Consider the following 24,814-nt stretch of genomic DNA (forward strand, 5'->3'; position numbering starts at 1 on the left):
ACCCAGGGTCACCGCTTGGTGTTACCAGTGCATGACCGGGTGGTCAAACACCAATGAAGCCTTGATTCCGGCGCCGCGCACGCCGAAGCGGTCCGTACGCGTCCCCGACCTGCGGGGAGCGTCCGGACCGCTTCGACGGTGCGGTTACTGCTCGGTAGTCGCTCGTGAGCGGACTCACACGGCCTGTGCGGCCTGAGCGCTTCCGGCGGCGGCGACGCCGCGCGCCTCCATCGCCTGCTGGAAGAGACGCCCCGCGCGGTACGAGGACCGCACCAGCGGGCCCGACATCACGCCGGAGTAGCCGATCGCGTCGGCCTCGTCCTTCAGCTCGACGAACTCGTGCGGCTTCACCCAGCGCTCGACCGGGTGGTGCCGCACCGAGGGGCGCAGGTACTGCGTAATCGTGATGAGCTCGCAACCTGCGTCGTACAGGTCCTGGAGCGCCTCGCTGACTTCCTCGCGGGTCTCGCCCATGCCGAGGATCAGGTTCGACTTGGTGATCAGACCGGCCTCGCGGGCCCGGGTGATGACCTCCAGGGAACGCTCGTAGCGGAAGCCGGGGCGGATTCGCTTGAAGATCCGCGGCACCGTCTCCACGTTGTGCGCGAGCACCTCGGGGCGCGAGGAGAAGACCTCGGCGAGCTGCTCGGGCTCGGCGTTGAAGTCGGGGATCAGCAGCTCGACCTTGGTCGCCCCCGCCTCCCGCTCCGCGGTGAGCGCGTGGATCTGGCGGACGGTCTCGGCGTACAGCCAGGCGCCGCCGTCCTCCAGGTCGTCGCGGGCGACGCCGGTGATGGTGGCGTAGTTCAGGTCCATCGTGACGACCGACTCGCCGACACGGCGGGGCTCGTCACGGTCCAGCGCCTGCGGCTTGCCCGTGTCGATCTGGCAGAAGTCGCAGCGCCGGGTGCACTGGTCGCCGCCGATGAGGAAGGTGGCCTCGCGGTCCTCCCAGCACTCGAAGATGTTGGGACAGCCCGCCTCCTGGCAGACCGTGTGCAGCCCTTCGCCCTTCACCAGCTGCTGCAGCTGCTTGTACTCGGGGCCCATCTTCGCCCGCGTTTTGATCCACTCGGGCTTGCGCTCGATGGGGGTCTGGCTGTTCCGGACCTCCAGGCGCAGCATCTTGCGCCCGTCGGGTGCGACAGCGGACACTCCGGCTCCCCTTTGCTCTCTGCTGCGTTGGATTCGCGTCGGGTTCGCGTGGGATGCGCGAGCGATGCGCGAGGGAATCGCTTGGGATTCTTTGGCGAACACCAGGGTACGCCCGTACATCGAACGGTCTTACGTCTGCCCAACCTGCGGCCGACGGGGCCTATTCCCCGGCCGGTGGCGACTGTCCGGGCCTACTGGCCGGTAAGGCCGGTGGGGCCTGCACTGCCTGTGCGCCCCTAGGCGGGGGCCGGGGCCGGAGCCGGGGCCGGAGGTGTGGACGCGGCTTTCGGCTGCTCGACCGCGCGCGGCGCCAGCTCCGCGTTCTCCAGGATGTCCCGCAGGTGCTTCTCGGCGACCGGCAGCACCTCCTCGATGGTGATCTCCCGGCCCAGCTCGTTGGAGAGGGACGTGACACCCGCGTCGCGGATGCCGCACGGCACGATCCGGTCGAACCAGGTGTTGTCCGGGTTCACGTTGAGCGCGAAGCCGTGCATCGTGACACCCTTGGCGACCCGGATCCCGATCGCGGCCAGCTTGCGGTCCTCGCGGCGCTGGCCGGCGTTGGACGGGGCGTACTCGGGGCCGTTCAGCCGCGGGTCGAACTCCTCGTCCTGGAGCCTCGGGTCGAAGTCCAGCGAGAGGCCGCCCAGCGCCTGGCGCTGCTCGACCGGATCACCGAGCACCCAGACGCCGCTGCGGCCCTCGACCCGGGAGGTCTCCACGCCGAAGTCGGCGGCCGTGCGGATCAGCGCGTCCTCCAGCCGACGGACGTGCGCGACGACGTCGACCGGGCGCGGCAGCTTCTGGATCGGGTAGCCGACGAGCTGCCCGGGGCCGTGCCAGGTGATCTTCCCGCCGCGGTCCACGTCGATGACCGGAGTGCCGTCCAGCGGACGCTCGCTCTCCGCCGTGCGACGCCCCGCGGTGTAGACGGGCGGGTGCTCCAGGAGCAGACAGGTGTCCGGCACCCGGTCCTCGAACCGGTCCGCGTGCACCTCGCGCTGCTTCTGCCAAGCCTCCGTGTACTCGACGGCCTGTTCGCCGAAGCCCAGACGGACGAACCGCAGTTCGCTCACCGATGCCTCCCTACGTGGGTCCCGGGTGCCCGGAGGGGTGTCCCCGGGGTGACGGAACCCTGCACTGATCGCGCCCGCGTCCACTGTACGACCGTCGCCCGGACGGCCCCCCGGCAGGTGCGGGACCGGTGCGGCGGTCCGGTCCCGGGCCCGTCGGCTGCCCGGGGCCGGACCGTCCACGGGCCGGACGTTTCCGTCAGCTCCGCCCGGAATCCTCACACGATCGGATGAACGTGGAGCAAAGGGTGGCTGTGGCCGCTCCGGTGGCCGCTAAATTCGCGCCGTTCCCATGAGGGCTGCCCGTCCGGCCCCGAAGGCAGGAGACCGTACAGCTGATGTCGGAACGACCCCCGCAGCGCACGCCCAACCGCAGACTCGCCTCACTCATCGCGGAAGCCGGCTTCTCGCACGCCGGCCTGGCCCGCCGGGTCGACCAGCTCGGCCTCGAACACGGCCTCGACCTGCGGTACGACAAAACCTCGGTCACTCGCTGGCTGCGGGGGCAGCAGCCGCGCGGCACCACGCCCGCGCTGATCGCCGAGGTGTTCACCCGGCGGCTCGGGCGGCGGCTCTCCGCCCAGGACCTCGGGCTCGACGCCTGCGCGCCCGTCTACGCGGGGCTGGAGTTCGCGGCCACCCCCGCCGAGGCGGTCGACATCGTCAGCGGTCTCTGGCGCAAGGACTCCGGCACCCACGTCGAGCTGCGCAAGATCGCCTTCACCCCGGCCGGACTCGTCGTCCCCAGCCGTGACTGGCTGATCGGCCGGGCCGACGAATGGGTGGCCCGGGACGGAGCCGCCGCCCGCCGGGCCGGGGGAGAGGCCGCGGCCCCCTCGCCGGGCCGCCCGGACGGGGCGCCGCGCACCGAGGCCAGGGGACTCCCGCGCCCGGCCACCGGGCCGGGCCGGCCCACGCCCCCGGGCCCGTCCGCCACGCACCCGCCCGTTACGTACCCGCCCGCCACGCATCCGCCGGCCACGCACCGGTCCGCCACGCACCCGACCGCCGCCGGGGCGTCGCCCGGGACCGCGGCACTGCCCATGGTCCCGCGCCAGCGCCAGACCGACCGCGGCCCCGGACAGCGGGTCGGCGGCGGGGACGTCGCCGCGCTGCGCTCGGTCGGCGAGCTGTTCCGTACCCTCGACCACGCCTACGGCGGCGGCCACGCCCGGCAGGCCCTCGTGCGGTATCTGGAGCACGAGGCCGAGCCGATGCTCCGGGGCACGTACGGCGAGGCCACCGGAAGGCGCCTGTTCGCGGCGGTGGCCGACCTGACCCGGCTGGCCGGCTGGACCTCGTACGACATCGCCGCCCACGGCCTGGCCCAGCGGTACTTCGTCCAGGCACTGCGGCTCGCCCAGGCCGCCGGGGATCGCGGGTACGGCGCCTACGTCCTGATCACGATGAGCCGCCAGGCGGTCTACCTCGGGCACGGCAGGGAGGCCGTCCAGCTCGCCCGCGTGGCCCAGCAGGGCGTCGGCTCGGCCGCCCCGCTCCTCGTCCAGGCGCTGCTGCACGCGGTCGAGGCGCGCGGGCACGCCGTGCTCGGCGAGGCGCGCTCCTGCACCGCCGCCCTGACCCGGGCGGAGCACGCCCTGGAGACCGCACGCCCCGGCGACGAGGTGCCGCACTGGGCCCGCACCTTCGACGAGGCGCAGCTCGCCGACGAGCTGGGCCACTGTCACCGCGACCTCCAGCAGTGGCGGGCCGCCGCCCAGCACGCCGAGCGGTCGCTCCAGCTGCGCGCACCGGCGTACGCCCGGAGCAGGCTGTTCTGCCGGGTGGTCCTCGCCTCGGCCCGGCTGGGCCTGGGCGAGCTGGACCAGGCCTGCCTGCTGGGCGCGGAGGCGGCCCAGCAGGCGGCCGAGATGCGCTCGGTGCGCGCAGCCGAGTACGTACGCGCCTTCGAGCGCAGCCTGGAGCCCTACCGGGACGCGGTCGCCGTACGCGGCTACCGCGACCGGGTCGCCGCCCTCGGCTGACCCGGCCGGGCGCGTGGCCGGAGCGCGGCCGGGTGCGTCACGCGGCATCCGGCAGGCGCGGGCTCCCCTCGTGCGTGCCCGGGACCGCCAGGTCGGTCAGGATCGCCTCGGCCGCCCGCCGCCCCGAGTGCAGCGCGCCCTGGACCGTGCTCGTGTCGCGGTGGTCGCCGCACACGTACAGCCCGGCCAGCACCCGCACCGGCCGGCGCGGATCGTGCGGGGCCTCCATCGCGGGCACCGCCTCCGGGTCGTGATGGGCCGCCAGCAGCTCCCAGCCGTCCGTCGGCACCCCGTACAGCGCCGCCAGGTGCGTCCGCACCGAGCGGTCCAGGTCCGGCGGCGGGGTCCCGAGCACCGTGGAAGTGATCAGCGTCCGGCCCTCCGGCGCCCGCGACGGATCGACCTCGCTCATCACCGCGGTGTACGCCACCGGGCCCGACCGGTCGCCGTCCAGCACCAGCGACCTGCCCGTGGGCGGCGGGGCGGGCGCGGTGTGGTGAAGGACCGTCACCGGGTGGAAGGACGGCACCCGCAGACCCGGCAGCAGCTCGGCCGCGGCCCCCGCGCCGGTCGCCAGCAGCAGGGAGCGGCACCCCAGTTCACCGTGCTCCTTGGTGCGTACGGAGGTGATGTCCGCGGCCGTGACGTGCACCCCGGTCCGGACCGTGCCCGGCGGCAGCGCGGCCGCCAGCAGCTCCGGCAGCACGGACGACCCGCCCGCCGGTACGCACAGGCCGCCGCGTGCGTAGTCCCGCAGGGCGAGATCGGCGCGCCGGCTCGACGTGGTGAGGGCGGGGTCGCTGAGCAGGGCCGTGAGCAGGGGGCGCAGGACGCCGTCCACCGTACGGGCGGGCAGGCCGACGCCGGGCAGGGCGCCGCCGGCGGTCCGCTCCGGGCGGGTCAGGAGCCGGGCCTGGGGGGTGGCCGCCAGCCGGGACAGCGCCGCGCCCAGCCGGGCCCGGTCGATCGCACCGGTCACCACGGCGCCGCGGCCACCCCCGCGCGCCGGGGCGCCGTGCTCGTGCCCGTACGCGCTCTGCGCCGCCCAGGGCGCGCGGGAAGCCCGGGCGGTTCGGAGGGCTCGGGGGGCTCGGGGGGAGCTCGAACGGGTGCGCACTGCCTTGAGTGCGCCCCTCGCGCTCCGTATGTCGCCGGTGAGCTGGCGGCGGCCCTCGCTGTGGACCAGGACGCCCGGCGCGAACTCCCGCAGCTCCGGAGCGTCGAGCCCCGGGGTGCCGGTCAGCTCGGGCCAGGACGTGCAGAGGAGGGGGCCGAGCCGGTCGAGCCGGAACCCGTCCGTCTCGTCGGTGGTGAGCCGGCCGCCCACCCGGGGCTCGGCCTCCAGGACACTGACGCCGAGCCCCGCCCGGACGAGCAGGTGGGCCGCTGACAGGCCGGCGATTCCGGCCCCGATGATGATCACGTCTGCGTGGTGTGCCGTGCTGCGCACGTGCCCCTCCCCGAGTCGGTGCGACTGGTGAGGGGCTCTTTCCCTCAACAGGCCCCAGGAATACCGGAGTTCGCAACGAAGCTAGGAGGATGGCTGATACTCGGTCAGACGCGCGTGCCGGGGAGCACGGGGGCACGGGGTCGCACACGCGCCCCGGTGCGGCCGGTCGGCCTCGTGAGAAACCGGGAGCGCGGCCGGTCGGCCCCGCGAGAGACCGCGACCGCGGCCGGTCGGCCCCGCGAAGAACGGCGCATGACCGCGAGGGACCGGTGGACGCGCGGCAGGATCAGCGCAGCGCGGCGCGGATCGCCCCGTCGATGCCGGGGAAGGCGAACGAGAAGCCGGAGTCCAGCAGCTTCGCCGGGATCACCCGCTGGCTGCCCAGCACATCCTCCGCGAACTCACCGAGCACGAGCCGCAACGCGGGCGCCGGCACGGGGAACAGCGTCGGGCGGCGCAGCACCCGCCCCATCGCGGCGGTCACCTCGGCGTTGGTGACGGGCTTCGGCCCGGTCAGGTTCACCGGGCCGGTCAGCGTCTCGGTGTCCAGGATGTGGCGCAGCGCGGCGACATGGTCGTGCAGCGCGATGAAGCTCCAGTACTGGCGGCCGCTGCCCAGTTTCCCGCCCAGCCCCGCCTTGAACAGCGGGAACAGCCGCCCCCAGGCTCCGCCCTCGCGGCCGACGACCAGCCCGGTCCGCGCGTGCACCGTGCGGACGCCCGCTTCCTCGGCGGCGGCGGTGGCCGCCTCCCACTCCTCGCAGACCGAGGGCAGGAACCCGTCCCCGGGCGGCGCGCCCTCGTCCACCGGGCGGTCCCCGGTGTCGCCGTAGAAGCCGATGGCGGACCCGGCGAGCAGCACGCGGGGCGGGGTGTCGAGCGAGGCGACGGCCTCGGCGACGGCGGCGGTCCCCAGGACCCGGCTGTCCCGGATCTCCCGCTTGTAGGCGTCGGTCCAGCGGTGGTCGCCCACCCCGGCCCCGGCCAGGTGCACGACGGCGTCGCAGCCGACGAGGCCGGCCACGTCCACGTAACCGCGCTGGGGGTCCCACTCGACCTCGTCGCCGGTTCTGGCGGCGCGGCGCACCAGGCGGGCCACCTCGTGCCCGTCGGAGCGCAGCGAGCGCACCAGCGCTGCCCCGATGAGTCCGGACGATCCGCTGACGGCGATACGGGAGCTCGGCATGGGCCCATCCTGCCCCATGAAACGCCTCGAACACCGGGGGCACCGCGTGACAAAGTGACCCCATGGCCGCACTCACCCTCCGCCCCGTCCGCACCGCCGCGCCCGCCGACGACGACCAGCTCGCCGAGCTCGACCGGTCCACCTGGTCGACGCTGCACGCGGTCCTGCCGCGGCCGACGCCCCCGTACGACCCCTTCTTCGGGGAGCGGTATCCGCCGGAGGACTTCCTCGTGGTGGAGGCGGACGCGGAGACGGAGGACGGCGCACCCCGCATCGCCGGGTACATACGCCTCGTCCCGCCCACCCCGCTCGCCGCCAACGCCCATGTCCGCCAGATCCGGGGCCTCGCCGTGGCGACCTGGGCGCGCGGGGCCGGTGTGGGGCGGACCTTGCTGCGGGCCGCGTTCGCCGAGACCCGCCGCCAGGGCGCCAACCGGATCACGCTGCGGGTGCTCGCGCACAACGACCCCGCCCGCGCCCTGTACGTCTCCGAGGGCTTCGCCGTCGAAGGGGTGCTGCCCGGGGAGTTCTTCCTGAACGGGCGTTACGTCGACGACGTCTGCATGGGACGCTCGCTCGGCCCCGCCTGAGCACCGGGCGGCCGGACGGGAGTTAGCGGGGCCCGAAGCGGTCCCACAGCTCGGGGAAGCGGGCGGCCAGCGCCTCCTCGTCCTCGAAGTCGACCGGGGAGCCCAGCGGCTCCGCGGCCTGCGGCGGCAGCCCCAGGTCCGGCGCGACCACACCGGTGAGCTGCTCGTACGCCTCGTCGGCCGCGTAGCCCAGCTCCTCGCCGTCCCCGTCGATGTCCTCGTCGAAGTCCTCCAGCAACTCCGCCAGGCCGTCCGGATCGTGCAGCGCCCCCTCGAAGACCTCCCGGCCCTGGCCGATCAGCCAGCAGCGGAAGTAGTCGAACGCGTCGTCGCTCGCCCCGCCCAGCAGCACGGCCGCCGCGCCCCACAGATCCCAGTGGTAGGCGCGGTTGTAGCGGGCCTCGAAGTGCCGGGCGAAGTCCAGCACGGAATCGGGATCGAGCTGCACCAGCCGTTCCACCAGCAGGTCGGCGTGGTCCTCGGGGTCGCCCTCGGCGGCCTCGCGGGTGCTGTCGATGATCTCCCAGAATTCCGTTTCGTCCATCACGGGTCCAGCATCCAGCCTGGCGGGGGCTCCCGCACGCGCAGACACCGAATTGACGCCTTTCAGCGATACATTTCGCGCAGACGTTCGGCGGCGTCCGCGAACCGGATCCGCAGCGACTCGGGTGCAAGGACCTCCAACTCGGGCCCCAGCGCCAGCAGCTGGCCATAGGCCACATCCAGCGATTCCACCGGCAGCGTGAGGGTGCGCAGCCCGTCCGGACCCGGCTCGGAGGCCTCCGCGAGCGCGGTGGCGGCCGCCGCCCGGTCACCGGTGTACGCCAGCATCCGCGCCCCGCGCCCGGACACCCGTACGGTCACCTCACTGCGCAGCAGGGAACGGGCGAACCCGGTGGCCCGCTCCTCCCAGAACCCGGGCAGGTCGAAGCTCACGTCCCGGTCGAAGCGTTCGTCGGCGGGCTCCACGGCGGTGAAGCGGTCGATCCGGTAGACCCGGAAGTCCTCGCCCGCCCGGGCGCAGAGATACCAGACCCCGGCCTTGAGGACGAGACCGTACGGAGCCAGCTCCCGCGCCACCTCCGTCCCCTCCCGCTCACGGCCCCCGCCCGGGCGGTAGCGGGCCCGCAGCAGCCGGTCGTCCCAGACCGCGTCGGCGATGACGGGCAGCAGTTCGGGGGGCTCCGGCTCGTGGTACCAGGAGGGCGCGTCCAGGTGGAAGCGCCGGGCGGCGGAGGAGGAGGCGTCGCGGAGGGAGGGCAGCAGCGCCGCCGACACCTTGAGGCGGGCGGCCGACGCCGCGTCCTCCAGCCCCATCTCGCGCAGCGCGGCGGGCAGCCCGGAGAGGAACAGCGCCTCCGCCTCGTCCCGGGCGAGGCCGGTCAGCCGGGTGCGGTAGCCGCCGACGAGCCGGTAGCCGCCGGCCCGGCCGCGCTCCGCGTACACCGGGACGCCCGCGTCGGAGAGCGCCTGCGCGTCCCGGGTGACCGTACGCTCCGACACCTCCAGCTCCGCCGCCAGCTCGGCGGCGGTCATCGCGGGGCGGGCTTGCAGGAGCAGCACCATCTTGATCAGCCGGGCAGCGCGCATGGCCCCATTGTGGCGGCACCGGCACCGGCACCGGCACCGTGGACCACGCCGGAACCCCCGGCCGCCGGGGCGGGCGCGTTGTCGGACGCGTCCGCTCCGGTGACCGGGGGTTCCGGCTCTGTACGGGAGCGGGCTCAGAGCCCGTAGCGCTCCCGGGCCTCCTTGATCGCGGAGGCCGGGACCTCGCCGCGCCTGGCGAGCTGGGCCAGCGAGGCCACCACGATCGACTGGGCGTCGACGCCGAAGTGGCGGCGGGCCGCGGCGCGGGTGTCCGAGAGGCCGAAGCCGTCCGTGCCGAGCGAGGACCAGTCCTGCTCCACCCACTGGCTGATCTGGTCCGGGACCTGGCGCATCCAGTCGCTGACCGCGAGCACCGGGCCCGGCGCGCCGGAGAGCGCCTGCGTCACGTACGGGACCCGCTGCTCACCGCGGAGCAGCGCCTCGTCGGCCTCCAGCGCGTCGCGGCGCAGCTCGCCCCACGAGGTGGCGGACCAGACGTCGGCCGTGACACCCCAGTCGGCGGCCAGCAACTCCTGGGCCTCCAGGGCCCAGTGGATCGCCGTACCGGAGGAGAGCAGCTGGATGCGCGGCGCGTCCGCCTTCGCGGGCGTGCCCTCCTTGAAGCGGTACAGGCCCTTGACGATGCCCTCCTCGACGCCCTCGGGCATCGCGGGCTGGGGCTTCGGCTCGTTGTAGACCGTCAGGTAGTAGAAGACGTCCTCGGCCTCGGGGCCGTACATCCGGCGCAGGCCGTCCTTGACGATCACCGCGACCTCGTACGCGAACGCCGGGTCGTAGTTGAGCGAGGCCGGGTTGGTGGCCGCGATCAGGTGCGAGTGGCCGTCCGCGTGCTGGAGGCCCTCACCCGTCAGGGTCGTACGGCCCGCCGTCGCGCCGACGATGAAGCCCTTGCCGAGCTGGTCGGCGAGCTGCCACATCTGGTCGCCGGTCCGCTGCCAGCCGAACATCGAGTAGAAGATGTAGAACGGGATCATCGTCTCGCCGTGCGTCGCGTACGACGTGGCGGCGGCGATGAAGTCGGCCATGGACCCGGCCTCGGTGATCCCCTCGTTGAGGATCTGGCCGTCCTTGGCCTCCTTGTAGTACATCAGCTGGTCGCGGTCGACCGGGTCGTACGTCTGCCCCAGCGGCGAGTAGATGCCGGCGGACGGGAAGAGGGACTCCATACCGAAGGTACGGGCCTCGTCCGGGACGATCGGCACCCAGCGCTTGCCGGTCTCCTTGTCCCGCATCAGGTCCTTCACCAGGCGGACGAACGCCATGGTGGTGGCCATCTCCTGCTTGCCGGACCCCTTGTACAGGGCCTTGAACGCGCGCTCCTCGGGCTGCGGCAGCGGCGCGGAGGCGTGCATCCGGCGGGCCGGGGCGGGGCCGCCGAGGGCGGCACGGCGCTCCTGGAGGTAGCGGACCTCGGGGGAGTCGGCGCCGGGGTGGCCGTAGGGGACGAGACCGTCCTCGAAGGCGCTGTCGGGGATCGGGAGGCCGAGCAGCTCGCGCATGCCCTTGAACTCGTCGATCGACAGCTTCTTCATCTGGTGGTTGGCGTTCTTGGACTCGAAGCCCTTGCCGAGCGTGTAGCCCTTGACCGTCTGGGCCAGGATCACGGTCGGCGCGCCCTTGTGCTCGACGGCCGCCTTGTACGCCGCGTACACCTTCCGGGCCTCGTGGCCGCCGCGCGAGGTGTAGAAGCACTCGCCGATCTTCGCGTCCGTGAGCAGCTTCGCCAGCTCGGCGAGCGCGGGCTCGGCGCCGAAGAAGTGCTCGCGGATGTAGGCGACGTCGCGGGTGGCGTACGTCTGGAACTGCGCGTCCGGGACCTCTCGCAGGCGGCGCAGCAGCGCGCCTGTGGTGTCCAGCTGGAACAGCTCGTCCCAGGCGTTGCCCCAGAGCGTCTTGACGACGTTCCAGCCGGCCCCGCGGAACTGCGCCTCCAGCTCCTGGACCACGCGGAAGTTGGCGCGGACCGGGCCGTCGAGGCGCTGCAGGTTGCAGTTGATGACGAAGGTCAGGTTGTCGAGCTGCTCACGGGAGGCCAGCGCGAGGGCGGCCGTCGACTCGGGCTCGTCCATCTCGCCGTCGCCCAGGAAGGCCCAGACGTGCGAGTTGGCCGTGTCCTTGATGCTGCGGTTGGCCAGATAGCGGTTGAAGCGCGCCTGGTAGATGGCCGAGAGCGGGCCGAGGCCCATCGACACGGTGGGGAACTCCCACAGCCAGGGCAGCCGCCGGGGGTGCGGGTAGGACGGCAGACCGTCGCCGCCCGTCTCCTGGCGGAAGTTGTCCAGCTGCCGCTCGTTGAGCCGGCCGTCGAGGAAGGCGCGGGCGTAGATGCCGGGGGAGGCGTGGCCCTGGATGTAGAGCTGGTCGCCGGAGCCGTCCCCCTCCTTGCCGCGGAAGAAGTGGTTGAAGCCGGTCTCGTAGAGCCAGGCGGCCGAGGCGAAGGTGGCGATGTGGCCGCCGACCCCGTACCTGGCTCCCCGGGTCACCATCGCGGCCGCGTTCCAGCGGTTCCACGCGGTGATCCTCGACTCCATCTCCAGGTCGCCGTCGAACGCGGGCTCGGCGGCGGTCGGGATGGTGTTGACGTAATCGGTCTCCAGCAGCTTGGGCAGCGCGAGACCGGCGCCCTCGGCGTGCTGCAGCGAGCGGCGCATCAGGTACGCGGCACGGTGCGGGCCGGCGGCCTGGGTGACGGCGTCCAGGGAGGCCGCCCATTCGGCGGTCTCCTCGGGGTCACGGTCCGGGAGCTGGTCGAGCTCGCTCGGAAGCTTTCCTACGGGGTCGGTCATGATCGCCGCCTTCCGGAGAGGAGGGGGGTGGAGAAGGCTCTATCTGGCAGGACAGAGCGATGGGGCCGGTGGGCCCGCGGATGAACTGTAAGGCGCTGATCGATGATCGATCAAAGGATTGAAGGCAAAACTTCTCGATACGAAGAAAAGTGGCATGGGGTGCCTCGAAAGGGGGCACGGAGTGACGCGAAATAGCGTGCAAATGGGGCGCTGACCTGCACGGAAGAGCGGACCGGGCGCCAGATGATCGGAGTTTCACAGGGGTCGTCGGGCGAAGGGCGCCGGGAGGCTCGCAGGCACCGGGAAGGCTCAGGCCCGAGGCGCGCAGCCCAGCACGTGCGCCTTCACCAGGGCCCCGATCGCCGGGTCCTCGGCGAGGAACGCGTCGATGAGCGCCTGGTGCTCCTCCGCGTACGACTTCTGCACCGTGCCCAGCCAGCGGATCGACAGGGCCGTGAACACCTCGATGCCCAGCCCCTCCCAGGTGTGCAGCAGCACCGCGTTCCCGGCCGCCCGCACCATCTCCCGGTGGAAGCCGACCGTGTGCCGCACCTGCGCCTCGCCGTCGGCCAGCCGGTCCGCCTCGTACAGCGCGGCCACGTGCGGGGCCAGCGCCGAGCAGTCCCGGCCGAGCCGCGGGGCCGCCAGCTCCGCCGCGATCTGCTCCAGCCCGGCCCGGACCGGGTAGCTCTCCTCCAGATCGGCCGCGGTGAGGTTGCGGACGCGTACGCCCTTGTTGGGGGCCGACTCGATCAGCCGCAGCGTCTCCAGCTCGCGCAGCGCCTCGCGCACGGGCGTCTGGCTGACCTCCAGCTCGGTGGCGATGCGGCGCTCCACGATCCGCTCACCCGGCTTCCAGCGCCCGCTGACGATCCCCTCCACGATGTGCTCGCGGATCTGTTCGCGCAGCGAGTGGACGACGGGCGGGGTCATGGAGGGCTCCTTCAGGGCAGACCGGTGCTGCCTACATCATCACGGCGGCGGTAGGCCTTCTGTGGTGGTTAGACAATACGGCGGCGCCCCCGCCCGGATGAGTTCCGGACGGGGGCGCCGCTGGTGAGGCTGGTTACAGCAGGGGAGTTCAGAGGCCGAGCTCGACCTCGAACTCACCCGCCTCCAGGATCGCCTTGACCGACGTCAGGTAGCGGGCGGCGTCCGCGCCGTCCACCAGACGGTGGTCGTAGGAGAGCACGACGTACGTCATGTCGCGCACCGCGATCGTCTCGCCGAGGTCCGGGTGGTCGATGACCACCGGACGGCGGACCGTGGCGCCGATGCCCAGGATGGCCGCCTGGTTCGGGGGCACGATGACGGTGTCGAACAGCGCACCGCGCGAACCGGTGTTGGTGATGGTGAAGGTGGCGCCGGACATGTCGTCCGGCGTCAGGCCGCCACCGCGCGCCTTGCCCGCGAGCTCCGCGGTCTTCTTGGAGATGCCGGCGATGTTCAGGTCGCCCGCACTCTTGATGACCGGGGTCATCAGACCCTTCTCGGCGTCCACGGCGATGCCGATGTTCTCCGAGTCGAAGTACGTGATGGTGCCCTCGTCCTCGTTGATCCGGGCGTTGACGACCGGGTGGGCCTTCAGCGCCTGGGCCGCCGCCTTCACGAAGAACGGCATCGGGGACAGCTTGACGCCCTCACGGGCGAGGAATGCGGCCTTCGCCTGGTTGCGCAGCTTCATCAGCTTGGTGATGTCGACCTCGACGACCGAGGTCAGCTGGGCCTGCGAGTGCAGCGCCTTCATCATGTTCTCGCCGATGACCTTGCGCATGCGGGTCATCTTGACCGTCTGACCGCGCAGCGGGGACGCCTCCAGCTTCGGCGCCTTGGCGGCCGCCGGAGCAGCGGCTGCCGGGGCCGGAGCGGCTGCGGCGGCCTTGGCAGCCTCCGCGGCGGCGACGACGTCCTGCTTGCGGATACGGCCACCGACACCGGTGCCCTTGACCGCGCTCAGGTCCACGTTGTTCTCGGACGCGAGCTTGCGGACCAGCGGCGTGACGTACGCGCCGTCGTCACCGGAGGGCGCGGCCGGGGCGGCCGGCGCCGGGGCGGCGGGGGCGGGCTGCGCCGGAGCCGGGGCGGCGGGAGCCGCCGGGGCCTGGGCCGGAGCGGCCGGAGCCGGAGCCGCGGGGGCGGCCGGAGCGGCGGGGGCCGGGGCGGGAGCCGCGGGGGCCTCCTGCTTCGGCTCCTCGGCCTTGGGGGCCTCGGCCTTCGGGGCCTCCTGCTTCGGTGCCTCCTGGGCCGGGGCGTCGGGCTGCGCCGGAGCGGCGGCCGGAGCCGAGCCCGGAGCGCCGATGACGGCGAGCTTGGCGCCGACCTCGGCGGTCTCGTCCTCGCCGACCACGATCTCCAGCAGCACACCGGCGACCGGGGCGGGGATCTCGGTGTCGACCTTGTCCGTGGAGACCTCCAGCAGCGGCTCGTCCTCGGCCACCTCCTCGCCGACCTCCTTGAGCCAGCGGGTGACGGTGCCCTCGGTGACGCTCTCGCCGAGCGCCGGGAGGGTGACGTCGGTGCCCTCGGCGGACGAAGCACCGGTGGTCGCCTCGGCGGTCGGGGCCTGGGCCGGAGCCTCGGTCTCGGTCGACGGGGCGGTGGGCGCCTCCTCGGCCTGCGGGGCCGGGGTGGAGGCGGGCTCGGCGGCGGGGGCCTCGGCGGCGGGGGCCGCCGCCTCGGCCGGCGCGCCCGAGCCGTCGTCGATGACGGCCAGCTCGGCGCCGACCTCGACGGTCTCGTCCTCGGCGACCTTGATGGAGGCCAGAACACCGGACGCGGGGGCCGGGATCTCGGTGTCGACCTTGTCGGTCGAGACCTCGAGCAACGGCTCGTCGGCCTCGACGCGCTCGCCCTCGGCCTTCAGCCAACGGGTGACAGTGCCCTCGGTGACGCTCTCGCCGAGCGCCGGAAGGGTTACGGAAACCGACATGGTTTCAGTTGCTCCTTACGAAATTGCGGAAGTGGTCGGTCGTCGCGCCCGGGACCGGGGGATCAGTCGTGGGCGTGGAGAGGCTTGCCGGCCAGCGCCAGGTGAGCCTCGCCCATCGCCTCGTTCTGCGTCGGGTGTGCGTGGATGAGCTGGGCGACCTCGGAGGGCAGCGCCTCCCAGTTGTAGATCAGCTGTGCTTCGCCGACCTGCTCGCCCATGCGGTCGCCCACCATGTGGACGCCGACCACGGCACCGTCCTTGACCTGGACGAGCTTGATCTCGCCCGCGGTCTTCAGGATCCTGCTCTTGCCGTTGCCCGCGAGGTTGTACTTGAGGGCGACGACCTTGTCCGCGCCGTAGATCTCCTTGGCCTTGGCCTCGGTGATGCCGACGGAGGCGACCTCGGGGTGGCAGTACGTCACCTTGGGCACGCCGTCGTAGTCGATCGGAACGGTCTTCAGACCGGCGAGTCGCTCCGCCACCAGGATGCCCTCGGCGAAGCCGACGTGGGCGAGCTGGAGGGTCGGGACGAGGTCGCCCACGGCCGAGATCGTCGGGACGTTGGTCTGCATGTACTCGTCGACCAGGACGTAGCCGCGGTCCATCGCGACGCCCTGCTCCTCGTAGCCCAGGCCCTGCGAGACCGGGCCGCGGCCGATGGCGACGAGCAGCAGCTCCGCCTCGAAGGTCTTGCCGTCGGCGAGCGTCACGCGGACGCCGTCCTCGGTGTACTCGGCCTTGTCGAAGAAGGTGCCGAGGTTGAACTTGATGCCGCGCTTGCGGAACGCGCGCTCAAGAAGCTTGGAGCTGTTCTCGTCCTCGACCGGGACGAGGTGCTTGAGACCCTCGACGATCGTGATCTCGGTCCCGAAGGACTTCCACGCCGAGGCGAACTCGACGCCGATGACGCCGCCGCCCAGCACGATCGCGGACTTCGGGACGCGGTCCATCTTCAGCGCGTGGTCCGAGGAGATGATCCGGTTGCCGTCGATCTCCAGGCCGGGCAGCGACTTCGGCACGGAGCCGGTCGCCAGCAGCACGTGGCGGCCCTGGACGCGCTGGCCGTTCACGTCCACGGAGGTGGGGGAGGAGAGCTTGCCCTCACCCTCGATGTAGTGGACCTTGCGCGAGGCGATGAGTCCCTGGAGACCCTTGTACAGCCCCGCGATCACATCGTCCTTGTACTTGTTGACGGCCTCCATGTCGATGCCCTCGAAGGTCGCCTTCACGCCGAACTGGGCCGACTCGCGGGCCTGGTCCGCGATCTCGCCCGCGTGCAGCAGTGCCTTCGTGGGAATGCAGCCGTTGTGCAGGCAGGTGCCGCCGACCTTGCCCTTCTCGATCAGGGCGACGTCCAGGCCCAGCTGCGCTCCGCGCAGGGCCGCGGCGTAACCGCCACTGCCACCGCCGAGGATCACTAGGTCGAAAACGGTGCTGGCGTCGTTCGCCACGTCACGTCCTCCATGCATGTGCGCCGTACGCCGGGCCCCGTCGCTGGGGTGTGACCGGCCGGTCGGCTGGTGTGCGGCCGCTTTTGTCTTCGGCCCTGTGGTGGGGGCCCTGTCCTGCCGAGAACCCATCTTCGCACTTGTCGACGGTGGGCGGGACGCGGGGCCCGGGTCCGGGACGGATGATCGTCCGTCCCGGAGGGTTACTGCTGCGTAGATACCTACGGTTTCGGCCGGTGTTCGTCGAGAGCGAAACCCACTCGCCGCCCGTCGCTCATCCGTCCTGTCCCGCTCATCCTTGCCGCTCCCGCTCAGAGAACACGTACGGCCCCGGACCTATGCCCGGGGCCGTACGCGACGGAAGGCGGGGACTCAGCCGAGGTCGCCGGCGGCGGTGCGCTCGGCGAGCCGCACCAGGGTGCGGACCGCGGAGCCGGTGCCGCCCTTGGGCGTGTAGCCGTACGGCGCGCCCTCGTGGAAGGCGGGGCCCGCGATGTCCAGGTGCGCCCAGGCGATGCCCTCGCCCACGAACTCCTTCAGGAACAGGCCGGCCACCAGGCCGCCGCCCATCCGCTCGCCCATGTTGGCGATGTCGGCGGTGGGGGAGTCCATGCCCTTGCGCAGGTCGGCGGGGAGCGGCATCGGCCAGGAGGGCTCGCCGACCTCCTCGGCGATCTCGTGGATCGAGGTGCGGAAGGCGTCGTCGTTGGCCATCACGCCGAAGGTGCGGCTGCCGAGCGCCAGCACCATCGCGCCGGTCAGAGTCGCCACGTCGACGATCGCGTCCGGCTTCTCCTCCGAGGCGCGGGTCAGCGCGTCGGCCAGGACGAGCCGGCCCTCGGCGTCGGTGTTGAGGACCTCGACGGTCTTGCCGCTGTACATGCGGAGCACGTCACCGGGGCGGGTGGCGTTGCCGGAGGGCATGTTCTCGGCCAGCGCGAGCCAGCCGGTGACGTTGACCTTGAGGCCCAGACGGGCGGCGGTGACGACGGCGGCGAACACGGCGGCGGCGCCGGCCATGTCGCACTTCATCGTCTCGTTGTGGCCCGCCGGCTTGAGCGAGATGCCGCCCGAGTCGTAGGTGATGCCCTTGCCCACCAGGGCCAGGGTCTTCTCCGCCTTCGGGTGCGTGTAGGCGAGCCTCACCAGGCGCGGGCCGCGCTCGGCGCCCTGGCCGACGCCGAGGATGCCGCCGAAGCCGCCCTTGACCAGGGCCTTCTCGTCGAGGACCTGGACCTTGACGCCGTGCTCCTTGCCCGCGGCGGTGGCCACGGCGGCGAAGGACTCCGGGTACAGGTCGTTCGGCGGGGTGTTGATCAGGTCGCGGGCCCGGTTGATCTCCTCGACCAGGGCGAGGGCGCGCTCGACGGCGGCCTTGTAGGCCTTGTCGCGCGGCTTCGCGCCGAGCAGGGCCACCTCGGCGAGCGGCAGTTTCGGGCCACTGTCCTTGGACTTCGCGTCCTTGGGGGCGAGCTTGTTCTCGCCGCCCTGGTAGGCGGTGAAGGCGTACGCGCCCAGGAGCGCGCCCTCGGCGACGGCGGCGGCGTCCTCGACGGAGGCGGCGGGCAGCGCGAAGCCGGCCTTCTTGGAGCCGGTCAGCGCACGGGCCGCGGTGCCCGCCGCGCGGCGCAGCGCCTCGGCGTCGTAGGCGTCCTCCTGGTCCGGGACCGGACCGAGACCGACCGCGACGACGAGCGGGGCCTTGAGGCCGGACGCGGCGGGCAGCTTGGTCAGTTCGCCCTCGGCACCGGTGGCGCCCAGGGTCGCGAGAACGGCGGCGAGCTTTCCGTCGAACGCCTTGTCCACGGCCTCGGCGCCGGGCGCGAGGACCAGGCCCGACTTGGACCCAGCGCCCTTGGCGACGCCGACGACGAGTGCGTCGGCGCGCAGCGTCGCCGCACCGGCAGTGCTGAGAGTGAGAGCAGTCACGGTGGTGAAATCTCGCTTCCGTTGAGTTCGAGTTCGGTCGAGGGGTGGGCCGACCGTGCCCGGCGCATCGTAGACGCCCCGACGATGTGCCGGGAATGAGCCTACGCGCGCGGTTCCTGCTCCGGGACGGCGGCGGGGCTTCCCGGCCCCTTTCCGACCGTCGAGGCGGTCCGGAACGGCCCCCGGGAAGCACGGCGGCCGGTGTGCCCCTCCGTCAGGCCCCGAGCGCCAGCGCCACCAGGGCCGCCGTCGCCGCCGTCTCCCCGACGCCCCCGAAGACGTCCCCGGTGACCCCGCCGAACCGCCGCACGCAGTGCCGCAGCAGCAGTTCGCCCGCGGCGAGCGCCACGAGCACCGCGAGCGCGTGGCGCAGCGCCCCGTACGGGCCGAGCGCCGCGCCCGCCACCGCGCACAGCGCCACCGTCACCACCGCCGCGAGCAGCGCCCGCCCGGCCGGGACGGTGGACGCCACCACCGCGCCCAGCCCCTCCGGCCGGGCCGCCGGGACGCCCTGACGGGACGCCAGGGTCAGCGTGAGGCGGGCGGCGACGCCCGCGACGACGGCCCCGAGGGCTCCGTGCGCCCAGCCCTCCCCGTACAGCTCGAAGAGGACGGCGACCTGGGCCAGCAGGACCAGCAGCAGCGTGATGACACCGAACGGCCCAATGTCGGACTGCTTCATGATCCGCAGCGCGTCCTCGGCCGGCTTTCCGCTGCCGAGGCCGTCCGCCGTGTCCGCCAGGCCGTCCAGGTGCAGCCCCCGGGTCAGGGCGGCGGGCACCGCGACGGAGGCGACCGCCGCGAGCAGCGGCCCCGAGCCGGCCAGCAGCGACAGGGAGCCGAGGGCCCCGGCGAGCAGCCCCACCACGAGCCCGGCGAGCGGGGCCCAGAGCATGCCGGAGCGGGCGGTCGCGCGGTCCCAGCGGGTCACGCGGACGGGCAGCACGGTCAGGGTGCCGAAGGCGAAACGTATGCCGTGGCTGTTCAGGGAGGTCACCGCGCGCAGGCTAGCCGCTGGGCCTCGCCGATAGATTGGGCGAAACGCGCCAATCGCCGCGAAACCTGACGTATCGGGAGTGGGTGGCATGGGTCACTGGTGGCACGACAACATCGCGGAGCCGGGCAAGACGCCCCTGCTCCTCGCGCTGGCCGCCTTCGTCCTGACCTTCGCGATCACCCGCACCGTCACCCGCATGATCCGCGCCGGGAAGGGCCCGTTCCGCGACATCACCCCGGGCGGGGTGCACATCCACCACGTGGTGCCCGGGGTCGTGCTGACGGTGATCGGCGGATTCGGCGCGGTGGCCGGCGGGCGGCACGGCGTGGCCGCGGGGATCTGCGCGGTGATCTTCGGGGTGGGGGCCGGTCTGGTGCTGGACGAGTTCGCCCTGATCCTGCATCTGGACGACGTGTACTGGACCGAGGAGGGCCGCCAGAGCGTGGAGGTGGTCGTGCTGACCGTCTCGCTGGTGGCGCTGGTCCTGGCGGGCTTCTCGCCGCTCGGCGTCGACGACGTCACCGACGAGGAGCAACAGGGGAGGCTCGGCCTCATCACGACCTACGTGATCAACTTCTGCTTCGTCCTGATCGCCCTGTTCAAGGGCAAGGCGCGGATGGCGGTGCTCGGCACCCTCGTCCCGTTCGTCGCCCTGGTCGGCGCGGTCCGGCTGGCCCGCCCCACCTCCCCCTGGGCCAGGCGCTTCTACCGCCACCGCCACCGGGCCCGCTCCCGGGCCCTGCTGCGGGCCTACCACCACGACGTACGCTGGGCCGGGCCGCGCCGGAAGTTCCAGGACCTCATCGGCGGCGCCCCGGACCGCGTCCCGCCGCCGACCGTGCCCGGATCCTGAACGCGCCGCCGCCCGCGCCACTCCCGTACGCGGCACACCACCAGGACGACGGCGATGGCGGCCAGATGCTCACGGCCCGCCAGGTTGTCCTTGACCAGGACCTCCACGACCATCGCGAGGACCACCAGCGCCCCGGTGAACCAGGCGCGATGCCGATGGCAGACGTAGACCGCGAGCCCCACGACGGCCGCCGAAGGGCCGGTGTCCACCACCTGCGCGTCGGAGGCGGGCAGCCCGAGGAGCGTCTCCGGACCGAGCGCGATGCCGATCCGCGCGTACAGCGTCCCCGCCAGCGTCGCCAGATACGCCACCGCGAGCGTGCGCCACCGGCCCAGGCACACCTCCGCGACGCCGAACACCAGCAGGATCTGGGCCAGCGCACCCCACACCGGCAGATCGAGCGCGGGTACGAACAGGGACAGCGGCGTACGCGCCAGGGCGAGCCAGAGCGGGTCCTCGGCCCGTACGGCTCCGAGGCTCTGCACCGGCCCGTAGCCCCAGGCCTGGACCTGCACCACCTGCACGGACGCGGTCAGCGCCACCGCGACCGTCGTCAGCGCGAGCGCCCGCGCACCGCGTCCGGCGGACCCCCGCCGTACGGCCGTGAACAGCGGGCCCCACTCCCGTACCGCCGCCCGGCGCAGGGCGGGCAGACGGCTCATCCGCTCTTCTCGGACAACAGCATGGAACGGGCCCCCGGTCGGTCGGACGGACGGTACGCGGCAACGGCGAGGAAGCGTGCCAAGCCGCGATCCCTCTCGAAGACGGACCGGGAGACGGCACAGTTGAGCGACGCCCGAGTGATGCCGATCTCGTCCGCGCGGCGGGGAGCCGGGAGCCTCAGACCCCGTCGACGGCAGCCGCCCCCGACTCGGCGTCCTCCGTGTTCTCCGCGTTCTCGTCCTCCACGGTCTTCTCCGGTTCCCGCTCCGGCAGTTCGGCGGCCAGCGCCGCCGCCGCCCGCACCAGCGGCAGCGCCAGCAGCGCACCGCTGCCCTCGCCCACCGTCACGCCGTGGTCCAGCAGCGGGGTCAGAGCCATCCGGTCCAGCGCCTTCGTCTGCGCGGGCTCCCCGCTGACCTGACCGGCCAGCCACCAGTCCGGCGCCCGGAACGCCGCCCGCTGCGCCACCAGCGCGCAGGCCGCCGAGACGACCCCGTCCAGGATCACCGGCATCCGGCGCACCGCGCTCTGCAACAGGAAGCCCGTCATCGCCGCCAGATCCGCCCCGCCCGACGTCGCCAGCAGCTCCAGCTGGTCGCCGAGCACCGGCCGGGCCCGGCGCAGCGCGTCCCGGATCGCCGCGCACTTGCGCATCCACGCCAGGTCGTCGATGCCCGCACCGCCGCGACCGGTCACCACGGAGGCGTCCGTTCCGCAGAGCGCCGCGACGAGGGTGGCCGCGGCCGTGGTCCCGCCCACGCTGAGGTCGCCGAGCACCACCAGATCGGTGCCGGAGTCCGCCTCCTCGTCGGCGATCGCCATGCCCAGACGGACCGCCTGCTCGGCCTCCTCCGCGCTGATCGCGTCCTCGACGTCGATCCGCCCCGAACCCCGCCGCACCCGGTGCCGCACCACGGACTCGGGCAGCAGCTCCGGATCGCAGTCCAGGGAGACGTCCACGATCCGCATCGGCACCGAGAAGCGCCGCGCCAGCACCGAGACCGGGCTCGCCCCGTCAAGGGCGGAGCGCACCAGCTCGTACGCGCTTCCCGCGGGCCGGCCGGAGACGCCCAGTTCCGCCACCCCGTGGTCACCGGCGAAGAGCACCAGACGCGGCTGCTCGACGGCCCTGACCGGCACGGACTGCTGCGCGGCGCTGAGCCACTCGCCCAGCTCGTCGAGCCGTCCGAGCGCCCCCGGGGGCACGGTCAGCCGCTCGCGCCGCTCCTCGGCATCGCGCCGCACACCCCCGTCGGGGCGTTGGATCAGGTCGGAGAAGTCGTCCAGGTTCACGGAGGTCTGCCTCGCGGGTCGTCACGTCGGGTCCGGTCCGGGAACCCGGCGGCGGGCCCCCGGGGCTGTCCGGATCAGCACCGGACAGGCCCCAGCCGGAACAGTACCGGTCGGCCCGCCCGGAGGACCGCGTCCCGAACAGGGGCTGAGGGCCGGCCCCCGCCCCCGCCACGAGCCGCCTACCCCCGCAGCACCAGCACCTGCCCCGCCACCACCAGCAGCACCTGCTCGCACTCGGCCGCCACCGCCGCGTTCAGCCGCCCCAGCTCGTCCCGGAACCGCCGCCCCGCCGACGTCGCCGGCACCACCCCGGACCCCACCTCGTTGGTCACCAGCACCACCGGCCGCCGGGCCCCGCGCACCGCGGCGACCAGCTCCACCACCCGCTCCCGCAACGCCGCCTCGCCGCCCCCGTGCCACCGCTCGTCCTCCCAGGCCTCCACCCGGTCCATCGCGTCGGTCAGCCACAGCGACAGGCAGTCGATCAGCAGCGGCGGCCCGTCCGCCCGCAGCAGCTCCGCGACCTCGCAGGTCTCCTCGGTCCGCCAGGCGCCGGGCCTGCGCTCGCGGTGCAGTCCGATCCGGGCCGCCCACTCCGGGTCCCCGTCGCGGCGGCCGCCGGTCGCCACGTACACCACCTCCGGGAACGTCTCCATGCGCTGCTCCGCCTCCAGCGACTTCCCCGACCGCGCGCCCCCCGTCACCAGCACCCGGCGCGGCACGTCCGGCACCGCGTGGTACTCGCCCACCAGCAGCGTCGTCCCGTCCGGCACCGCCCGCGCGCCGGCCGCCGCCAGCCGCCGGTCCAGCGCCGGGCCCGGCGGGGCGTCGTGGTCCAGGTGGACCGCGATCACCTCAGTGGCCGGCCCGACCGCTCCGGCCGCCCGCAGCCGGGCCACCGCGTCGGGGCGCCCGATCACATCGAGGACGACCATGTCCAGGGGCCGGTCCAGCCGCTCGGGCAGGCCGGAGGGGGCGGCCCCCGGCGGCAGGTACAGCAGCCGCTCGCCCTCCGGGGCGGTCACCTCGTAACCGGTCCCCGGGGCGTCCATCGCCATCGCCCGGACCCGGTGCCCGCTGATCAGCGTCAGGACCTGGCCGTCCGGAACCCGGCCGGCCGGCGGCAGCAGGGCGGGCAGCTCGACGGCGGGCCCGTCGTGCGGGTGCGTCAGCAGCACCTGTCGGACCGCGCCCAGCGAACGCCCCGCGCGGGCGGCGGCGAACACCGCCCCGGGGGTGAGGTCCAGCAGCAGCGCGCCGTCGACCAGCAGCGCCGTCGCGGCCCGCGCCCACGGGCCGCGGGCCGAGGCGCAGGCCGCGCAGGGACAGGAGGGGCGGGGCAGCCCGTCGGGGGCTCCGGTGCCGAGCAGAGTCAGTTCCACACCTTGATCCTCCCGTGTCCCCGCGTGAGGTGCGCGTCCGGCTACGCTTCGGGAAGCAACGTGACCCAGGAGGCTGGCATGGCGTGGACGTGGCGGTTCGAGAAGTCCGACGGTACGGAGACGGAGCCGGCGTTGCAGCCGGAGGAGTTCACCACCCAGGGCGACGCGGAGTCCTGGATCGGTGAGTTCTGGAAGGAGCTCCTGGAGGGCGGCGCCGCACAGGTGACGCTCTTCGAGGACACCACCAAGATCTACGGCCCGATGAGCCTGAAGGCGGACAGCGCCTGAGGTTCGGCCGACAGCGGAAGCCGGCAGCGGAAGCCGGCAGCGGAAAGGGCGGTACGGGAGACCCGTACCGCCCTTTCCGCTGTCGGAGGGGCTCAGATCTCCCCGAGCGTGACCTCCGCCGTCCGGCTGTCGCCGTCGCGCGTGTACGTCACGGTCACCTTCTGGCCGGGCTTGTCGCCCGCCAGCGCCTCGGAGAGCGAGGTGATCGTGGTGACCTCGCTGTCCTCGATCTTCGTGATGGTGTCCCCGGGCCTCAGCCCCGCGTCGTCCGCCGCGCCGCCCCGCTCCACGCTGACCAGCGCCACCCCCGCGGGGCGGTAGCTGTCGTCGACGACCGTGCGGCCCGTGATGTTCAGCGCGGCCCGGCCCGAATCGGTGACCTTGCCGTCCTTGATGATCTGGTCGGCGACCGTCCTCACCATCGAGACCGGGATCGCGAAGCCGATGCCCGGCGCCGCGCTGTCGCCCATCTGCGGGTCGGTCGCCGCGAGGGTCGGAATGCCGATCACCTGGCTGTCGAGGTTGACGAGCGCCCCGCCGCTGTTGCCCGGGTTGATCGCCGCGGACGTCTGCACCATGTTGGCGATCGTCGCGCCCGTGCCGCCGCCCGCCCGGCTCTCGCTCACGGTCCGGCCGAGCGCTGAGACGATGCCCTGGGTGACGCTGCTGGACAGGCCGAGCGGCGAGCCCATCGCCAGCACGATCTGCCCCACCTCGACCTTCTCCGCGTCGCCGAACTTCGCGGGCTTCAGCCCGTCCGGCACCTCGTCGAGCTTGATCACGGCCAGGTCCTGCTCCGGGTAGGAGGAGACCAGCGAGGCGCTCAGCACCGCCTCACCGGTGGCGACGCTGACCTTGAACTTCTCCTCGTCGCCGACCACATGGGCGTTGGTGACGATGTGCCCCCTGTCGTCGTAGACGACCCCGGAACCGAGGCCTTCCGAGGCGTCGATCTGCACCACCGACGGCAGCACGTCGTTGATGACGTCCTGGTAGGCGTTCTCCAGGTCGTCGGGGGCCCGCTTCGCCGCACCCTGCGCCGTACCGGACGCACTGGCTTCGGGGGCGGGAGCCGCCGGACTCGTACCGGAGCAGCCGCCCGCCAGGGCGATGGCGCAGACGGCCGCGGACAGGGGAAGCAGCAGCCTGCGCGCCCGGCTGCGGGAGGGGAATACGTCCATATCCGGAGTCTGGGG

20 protein-coding genes are annotated in these 24,814 nt (G+C 73.2%); 4 read left to right on the forward strand and 16 right to left on the reverse strand.

Translation table 11 applies throughout. The features are described from left to right. Positions 1-174: 174 nt before the first annotated feature. Together lipA and lipB are read right to left on the reverse strand one after the other, a co-directional pair. Positions 175-1,155 (reverse strand): lipoyl synthase, encoded by a 981-nt coding sequence (gene lipA, locus AB0F29_RS03880; protein WP_361867238.1) that lies wholly within the window; start codon positions 1,153-1,155, stop codon positions 175-177. Positions 1,156-1,391: 236 nt separating this feature from the next. Further along, positions 1,392-2,231 (reverse strand): lipoyl(octanoyl) transferase LipB, encoded by an 840-nt coding sequence (gene lipB / locus AB0F29_RS03885; protein WP_361867240.1) that lies wholly within the window; start codon positions 2,229-2,231, stop codon positions 1,392-1,394. A gap of 335 nt (positions 2,232-2,566) precedes the next feature. On the opposite strand from lipB, the gene AB0F29_RS03890 reads away from it, so the two are divergent. After that, a complete protein-coding gene (locus tag AB0F29_RS03890) occupies positions 2,567-4,213 on the forward strand; it encodes a regulator (RefSeq protein WP_361867241.1) in 1,647 nt (548 codons plus the stop codon). Positions 4,214-4,250: 37 nt separating this feature from the next. On the opposite strand, the gene AB0F29_RS03895 is transcribed toward AB0F29_RS03890, so the two are convergent. Both AB0F29_RS03895 and AB0F29_RS03900 read right to left on the reverse strand, forming a co-directional pair. Continuing rightward, on the reverse strand, positions 4,251-5,663 hold the full coding sequence (locus tag AB0F29_RS03895) for an FAD-dependent oxidoreductase (protein ID WP_361867243.1): 1,413 nt from the start codon (positions 5,661-5,663) through the stop codon (positions 4,251-4,253). Positions 5,664-5,949: 286 nt separating this feature from the next. Continuing rightward, entirely contained in the window at positions 5,950-6,849 is a 900-nt protein-coding gene (locus tag AB0F29_RS03900) for a TIGR01777 family oxidoreductase (protein ID WP_361867245.1), read from the reverse strand. Positions 6,850-6,911: 62 nt separating this feature from the next. Between AB0F29_RS03900 and AB0F29_RS03905 the strand changes: the two genes are divergently transcribed. Further along, positions 6,912-7,439, forward strand: a complete 528-nt coding sequence (locus tag AB0F29_RS03905) for a GNAT family N-acetyltransferase (protein WP_361867246.1) — start codon at positions 6,912-6,914, stop codon at positions 7,437-7,439. A 22-nt stretch (positions 7,440-7,461) separates the two neighbouring features. Here the strand turns inward: AB0F29_RS03905 and AB0F29_RS03910 are convergent, their stop codons facing one another. From AB0F29_RS03910 to AB0F29_RS03945, 8 genes are all read right to left on the reverse strand, one after another. Further along, positions 7,462-7,983 (reverse strand): DUF4240 domain-containing protein, encoded by a 522-nt coding sequence (locus AB0F29_RS03910; RefSeq protein WP_361867248.1) that lies wholly within the window; start codon positions 7,981-7,983, stop codon positions 7,462-7,464. A gap of 62 nt (positions 7,984-8,045) precedes the next feature. Beyond that, positions 8,046-9,029 (reverse strand): YafY family protein, encoded by a 984-nt coding sequence (locus AB0F29_RS03915; protein WP_361867250.1) that lies wholly within the window; start codon positions 9,027-9,029, stop codon positions 8,046-8,048. Positions 9,030-9,163: 134 nt separating this feature from the next. Then, complete coding sequence (gene aceE, locus AB0F29_RS03920; RefSeq protein WP_361867251.1) at positions 9,164-11,836, reverse strand: pyruvate dehydrogenase (acetyl-transferring), homodimeric type; 2,673 nt, start codon at positions 11,834-11,836, stop codon at positions 9,164-9,166. Between the two features lie 309 nt (positions 11,837-12,145). Next, the gene (locus AB0F29_RS03925) at positions 12,146-12,769 is read right to left on the reverse strand and encodes a GntR family transcriptional regulator (protein WP_018958108.1); all 624 of its coding nucleotides are present in this window, start codon (positions 12,767-12,769) and stop codon (positions 12,146-12,148) included. Positions 12,770-12,917: 148 nt separating this feature from the next. Next, the gene (sucB, locus tag AB0F29_RS03930; RefSeq protein ID WP_361867252.1) at positions 12,918-14,765 is read right to left on the reverse strand and encodes a 2-oxoglutarate dehydrogenase, E2 component, dihydrolipoamide succinyltransferase; all 1,848 of its coding nucleotides are present in this window, start codon (positions 14,763-14,765) and stop codon (positions 12,918-12,920) included. Positions 14,766-14,827: 62 nt separating this feature from the next. Continuing rightward, complete coding sequence (gene lpdA / locus AB0F29_RS03935; RefSeq protein WP_018958106.1) at positions 14,828-16,216, reverse strand: dihydrolipoyl dehydrogenase; 1,389 nt, start codon at positions 16,214-16,216, stop codon at positions 14,828-14,830. Positions 16,217-16,585: 369 nt separating this feature from the next. Continuing rightward, positions 16,586-18,142: a leucyl aminopeptidase gene (locus AB0F29_RS03940; protein ID WP_361867253.1), complete on the reverse strand. Its 1,557-nt coding sequence runs from the start codon at positions 18,140-18,142 to the stop codon at positions 16,586-16,588. Between the two features lie 214 nt (positions 18,143-18,356). Then, a complete protein-coding gene (locus AB0F29_RS03945; RefSeq protein WP_361867255.1) occupies positions 18,357-19,139 on the reverse strand; it encodes an adenosylcobinamide-GDP ribazoletransferase in 783 nt (260 codons plus the stop codon). An 88-nt stretch (positions 19,140-19,227) separates the two neighbouring features. Between AB0F29_RS03945 and AB0F29_RS03950 the strand changes: the two genes are divergently transcribed. Then, the gene (locus AB0F29_RS03950; RefSeq protein ID WP_361867257.1) at positions 19,228-19,992 is read left to right on the forward strand and encodes a hypothetical protein; all 765 of its coding nucleotides are present in this window, start codon (positions 19,228-19,230) and stop codon (positions 19,990-19,992) included. Here AB0F29_RS03950 and AB0F29_RS03955 read toward each other — a convergent pair. The 3 genes from AB0F29_RS03955 to AB0F29_RS03965 form a co-directional block, all read right to left on the reverse strand. Continuing rightward, positions 19,890-20,654, reverse strand: coding sequence for a hypothetical protein (locus AB0F29_RS03955; RefSeq protein WP_361867258.1), 765 nt, complete (start codon positions 20,652-20,654; stop codon positions 19,890-19,892). The two genes, AB0F29_RS03950 and AB0F29_RS03955, sit on opposite strands and share 103 nt — an antisense overlap. A gap of 178 nt (positions 20,655-20,832) precedes the next feature. Next, positions 20,833-21,948 carry a nicotinate-nucleotide--dimethylbenzimidazole phosphoribosyltransferase gene (gene cobT, locus AB0F29_RS03960; protein ID WP_361867260.1) on the reverse strand — a complete coding sequence of 372 codons (1,116 nt, stop codon included), beginning with the start codon at positions 21,946-21,948 and terminating at the stop codon, positions 20,833-20,835. A gap of 179 nt (positions 21,949-22,127) precedes the next feature. Further along, on the reverse strand, positions 22,128-23,330 hold the full coding sequence (locus AB0F29_RS03965; RefSeq protein ID WP_361867262.1) for a bifunctional adenosylcobinamide kinase/adenosylcobinamide-phosphate guanylyltransferase: 1,203 nt from the start codon (positions 23,328-23,330) through the stop codon (positions 22,128-22,130). 78 nt (positions 23,331-23,408) lie between these two features. Here AB0F29_RS03965 and AB0F29_RS03970 point away from each other — a divergent pair, with 78 nt between their 5' ends. After that, a complete protein-coding gene (locus AB0F29_RS03970; RefSeq protein ID WP_018958100.1) occupies positions 23,409-23,618 on the forward strand; it encodes a hypothetical protein in 210 nt (69 codons plus the stop codon). Positions 23,619-23,710: 92 nt separating this feature from the next. Here AB0F29_RS03970 and AB0F29_RS03975 read toward each other — a convergent pair whose 3' ends face one another. Further along, complete coding sequence (locus tag AB0F29_RS03975) at positions 23,711-24,799, reverse strand: trypsin-like peptidase domain-containing protein (protein ID WP_361867264.1); 1,089 nt, start codon at positions 24,797-24,799, stop codon at positions 23,711-23,713. Positions 24,800-24,814: the final 15 nt, after the last annotated feature.

This window comes from Streptomyces sp. NPDC026589, assembly GCF_040638385.1.
In the GTDB taxonomy this organism is placed as follows: domain Bacteria; phylum Actinomycetota; class Actinomycetes; order Streptomycetales; family Streptomycetaceae; genus Streptomyces.

What these genes read in the sequence shown, in the direction of transcription:
- AB0F29_RS03890 (WP_361867241.1), top strand. Translation starts at nt 2,567, where the DNA reads ATGTCGGAACGACCCCCGCAGCGCACGCCCAACCGCAGACTCGCCTCA.
- AB0F29_RS03900 (WP_361867245.1), bottom strand. Translation starts at nt 6,849, where the DNA reads ATGCCGAGCTCCCGTATCGCCGTCAGCGGATCGTCCGGACTCATCGGG.
- AB0F29_RS03905 (WP_361867246.1), top strand. Translation starts at nt 6,912, where the DNA reads ATGGCCGCACTCACCCTCCGCCCCGTCCGCACCGCCGCGCCCGCCGAC.
- AB0F29_RS03910 (WP_361867248.1), bottom strand. Translation starts at nt 7,983, where the DNA reads ATGGACGAAACGGAATTCTGGGAGATCATCGACAGCACCCGCGAGGCC.
- AB0F29_RS03915 (WP_361867250.1), bottom strand. Translation starts at nt 9,029, where the DNA reads ATGCGCGCTGCCCGGCTGATCAAGATGGTGCTGCTCCTGCAAGCCCGC.
- aceE (WP_361867251.1), bottom strand. Translation starts at nt 11,836, where the DNA reads ATGACCGACCCCGTAGGAAAGCTTCCGAGCGAGCTCGACCAGCTCCCG.
- AB0F29_RS03925 (WP_018958108.1), bottom strand. Translation starts at nt 12,769, where the DNA reads ATGACCCCGCCCGTCGTCCACTCGCTGCGCGAACAGATCCGCGAGCAC.
- sucB (WP_361867252.1), bottom strand. Translation starts at nt 14,765, where the DNA reads ATGTCGGTTTCCGTAACCCTTCCGGCGCTCGGCGAGAGCGTCACCGAG.
- AB0F29_RS03950 (WP_361867257.1), top strand. Translation starts at nt 19,228, where the DNA reads ATGGGTCACTGGTGGCACGACAACATCGCGGAGCCGGGCAAGACGCCC.
- AB0F29_RS03955 (WP_361867258.1), bottom strand. Translation starts at nt 20,654, where the DNA reads ATGAGCCGTCTGCCCGCCCTGCGCCGGGCGGCGGTACGGGAGTGGGGC.
- AB0F29_RS03970 (WP_018958100.1), top strand. Translation starts at nt 23,409, where the DNA reads ATGGCGTGGACGTGGCGGTTCGAGAAGTCCGACGGTACGGAGACGGAG.
- AB0F29_RS03975 (WP_361867264.1), bottom strand. Translation starts at nt 24,799, where the DNA reads ATGGACGTATTCCCCTCCCGCAGCCGGGCGCGCAGGCTGCTGCTTCCC.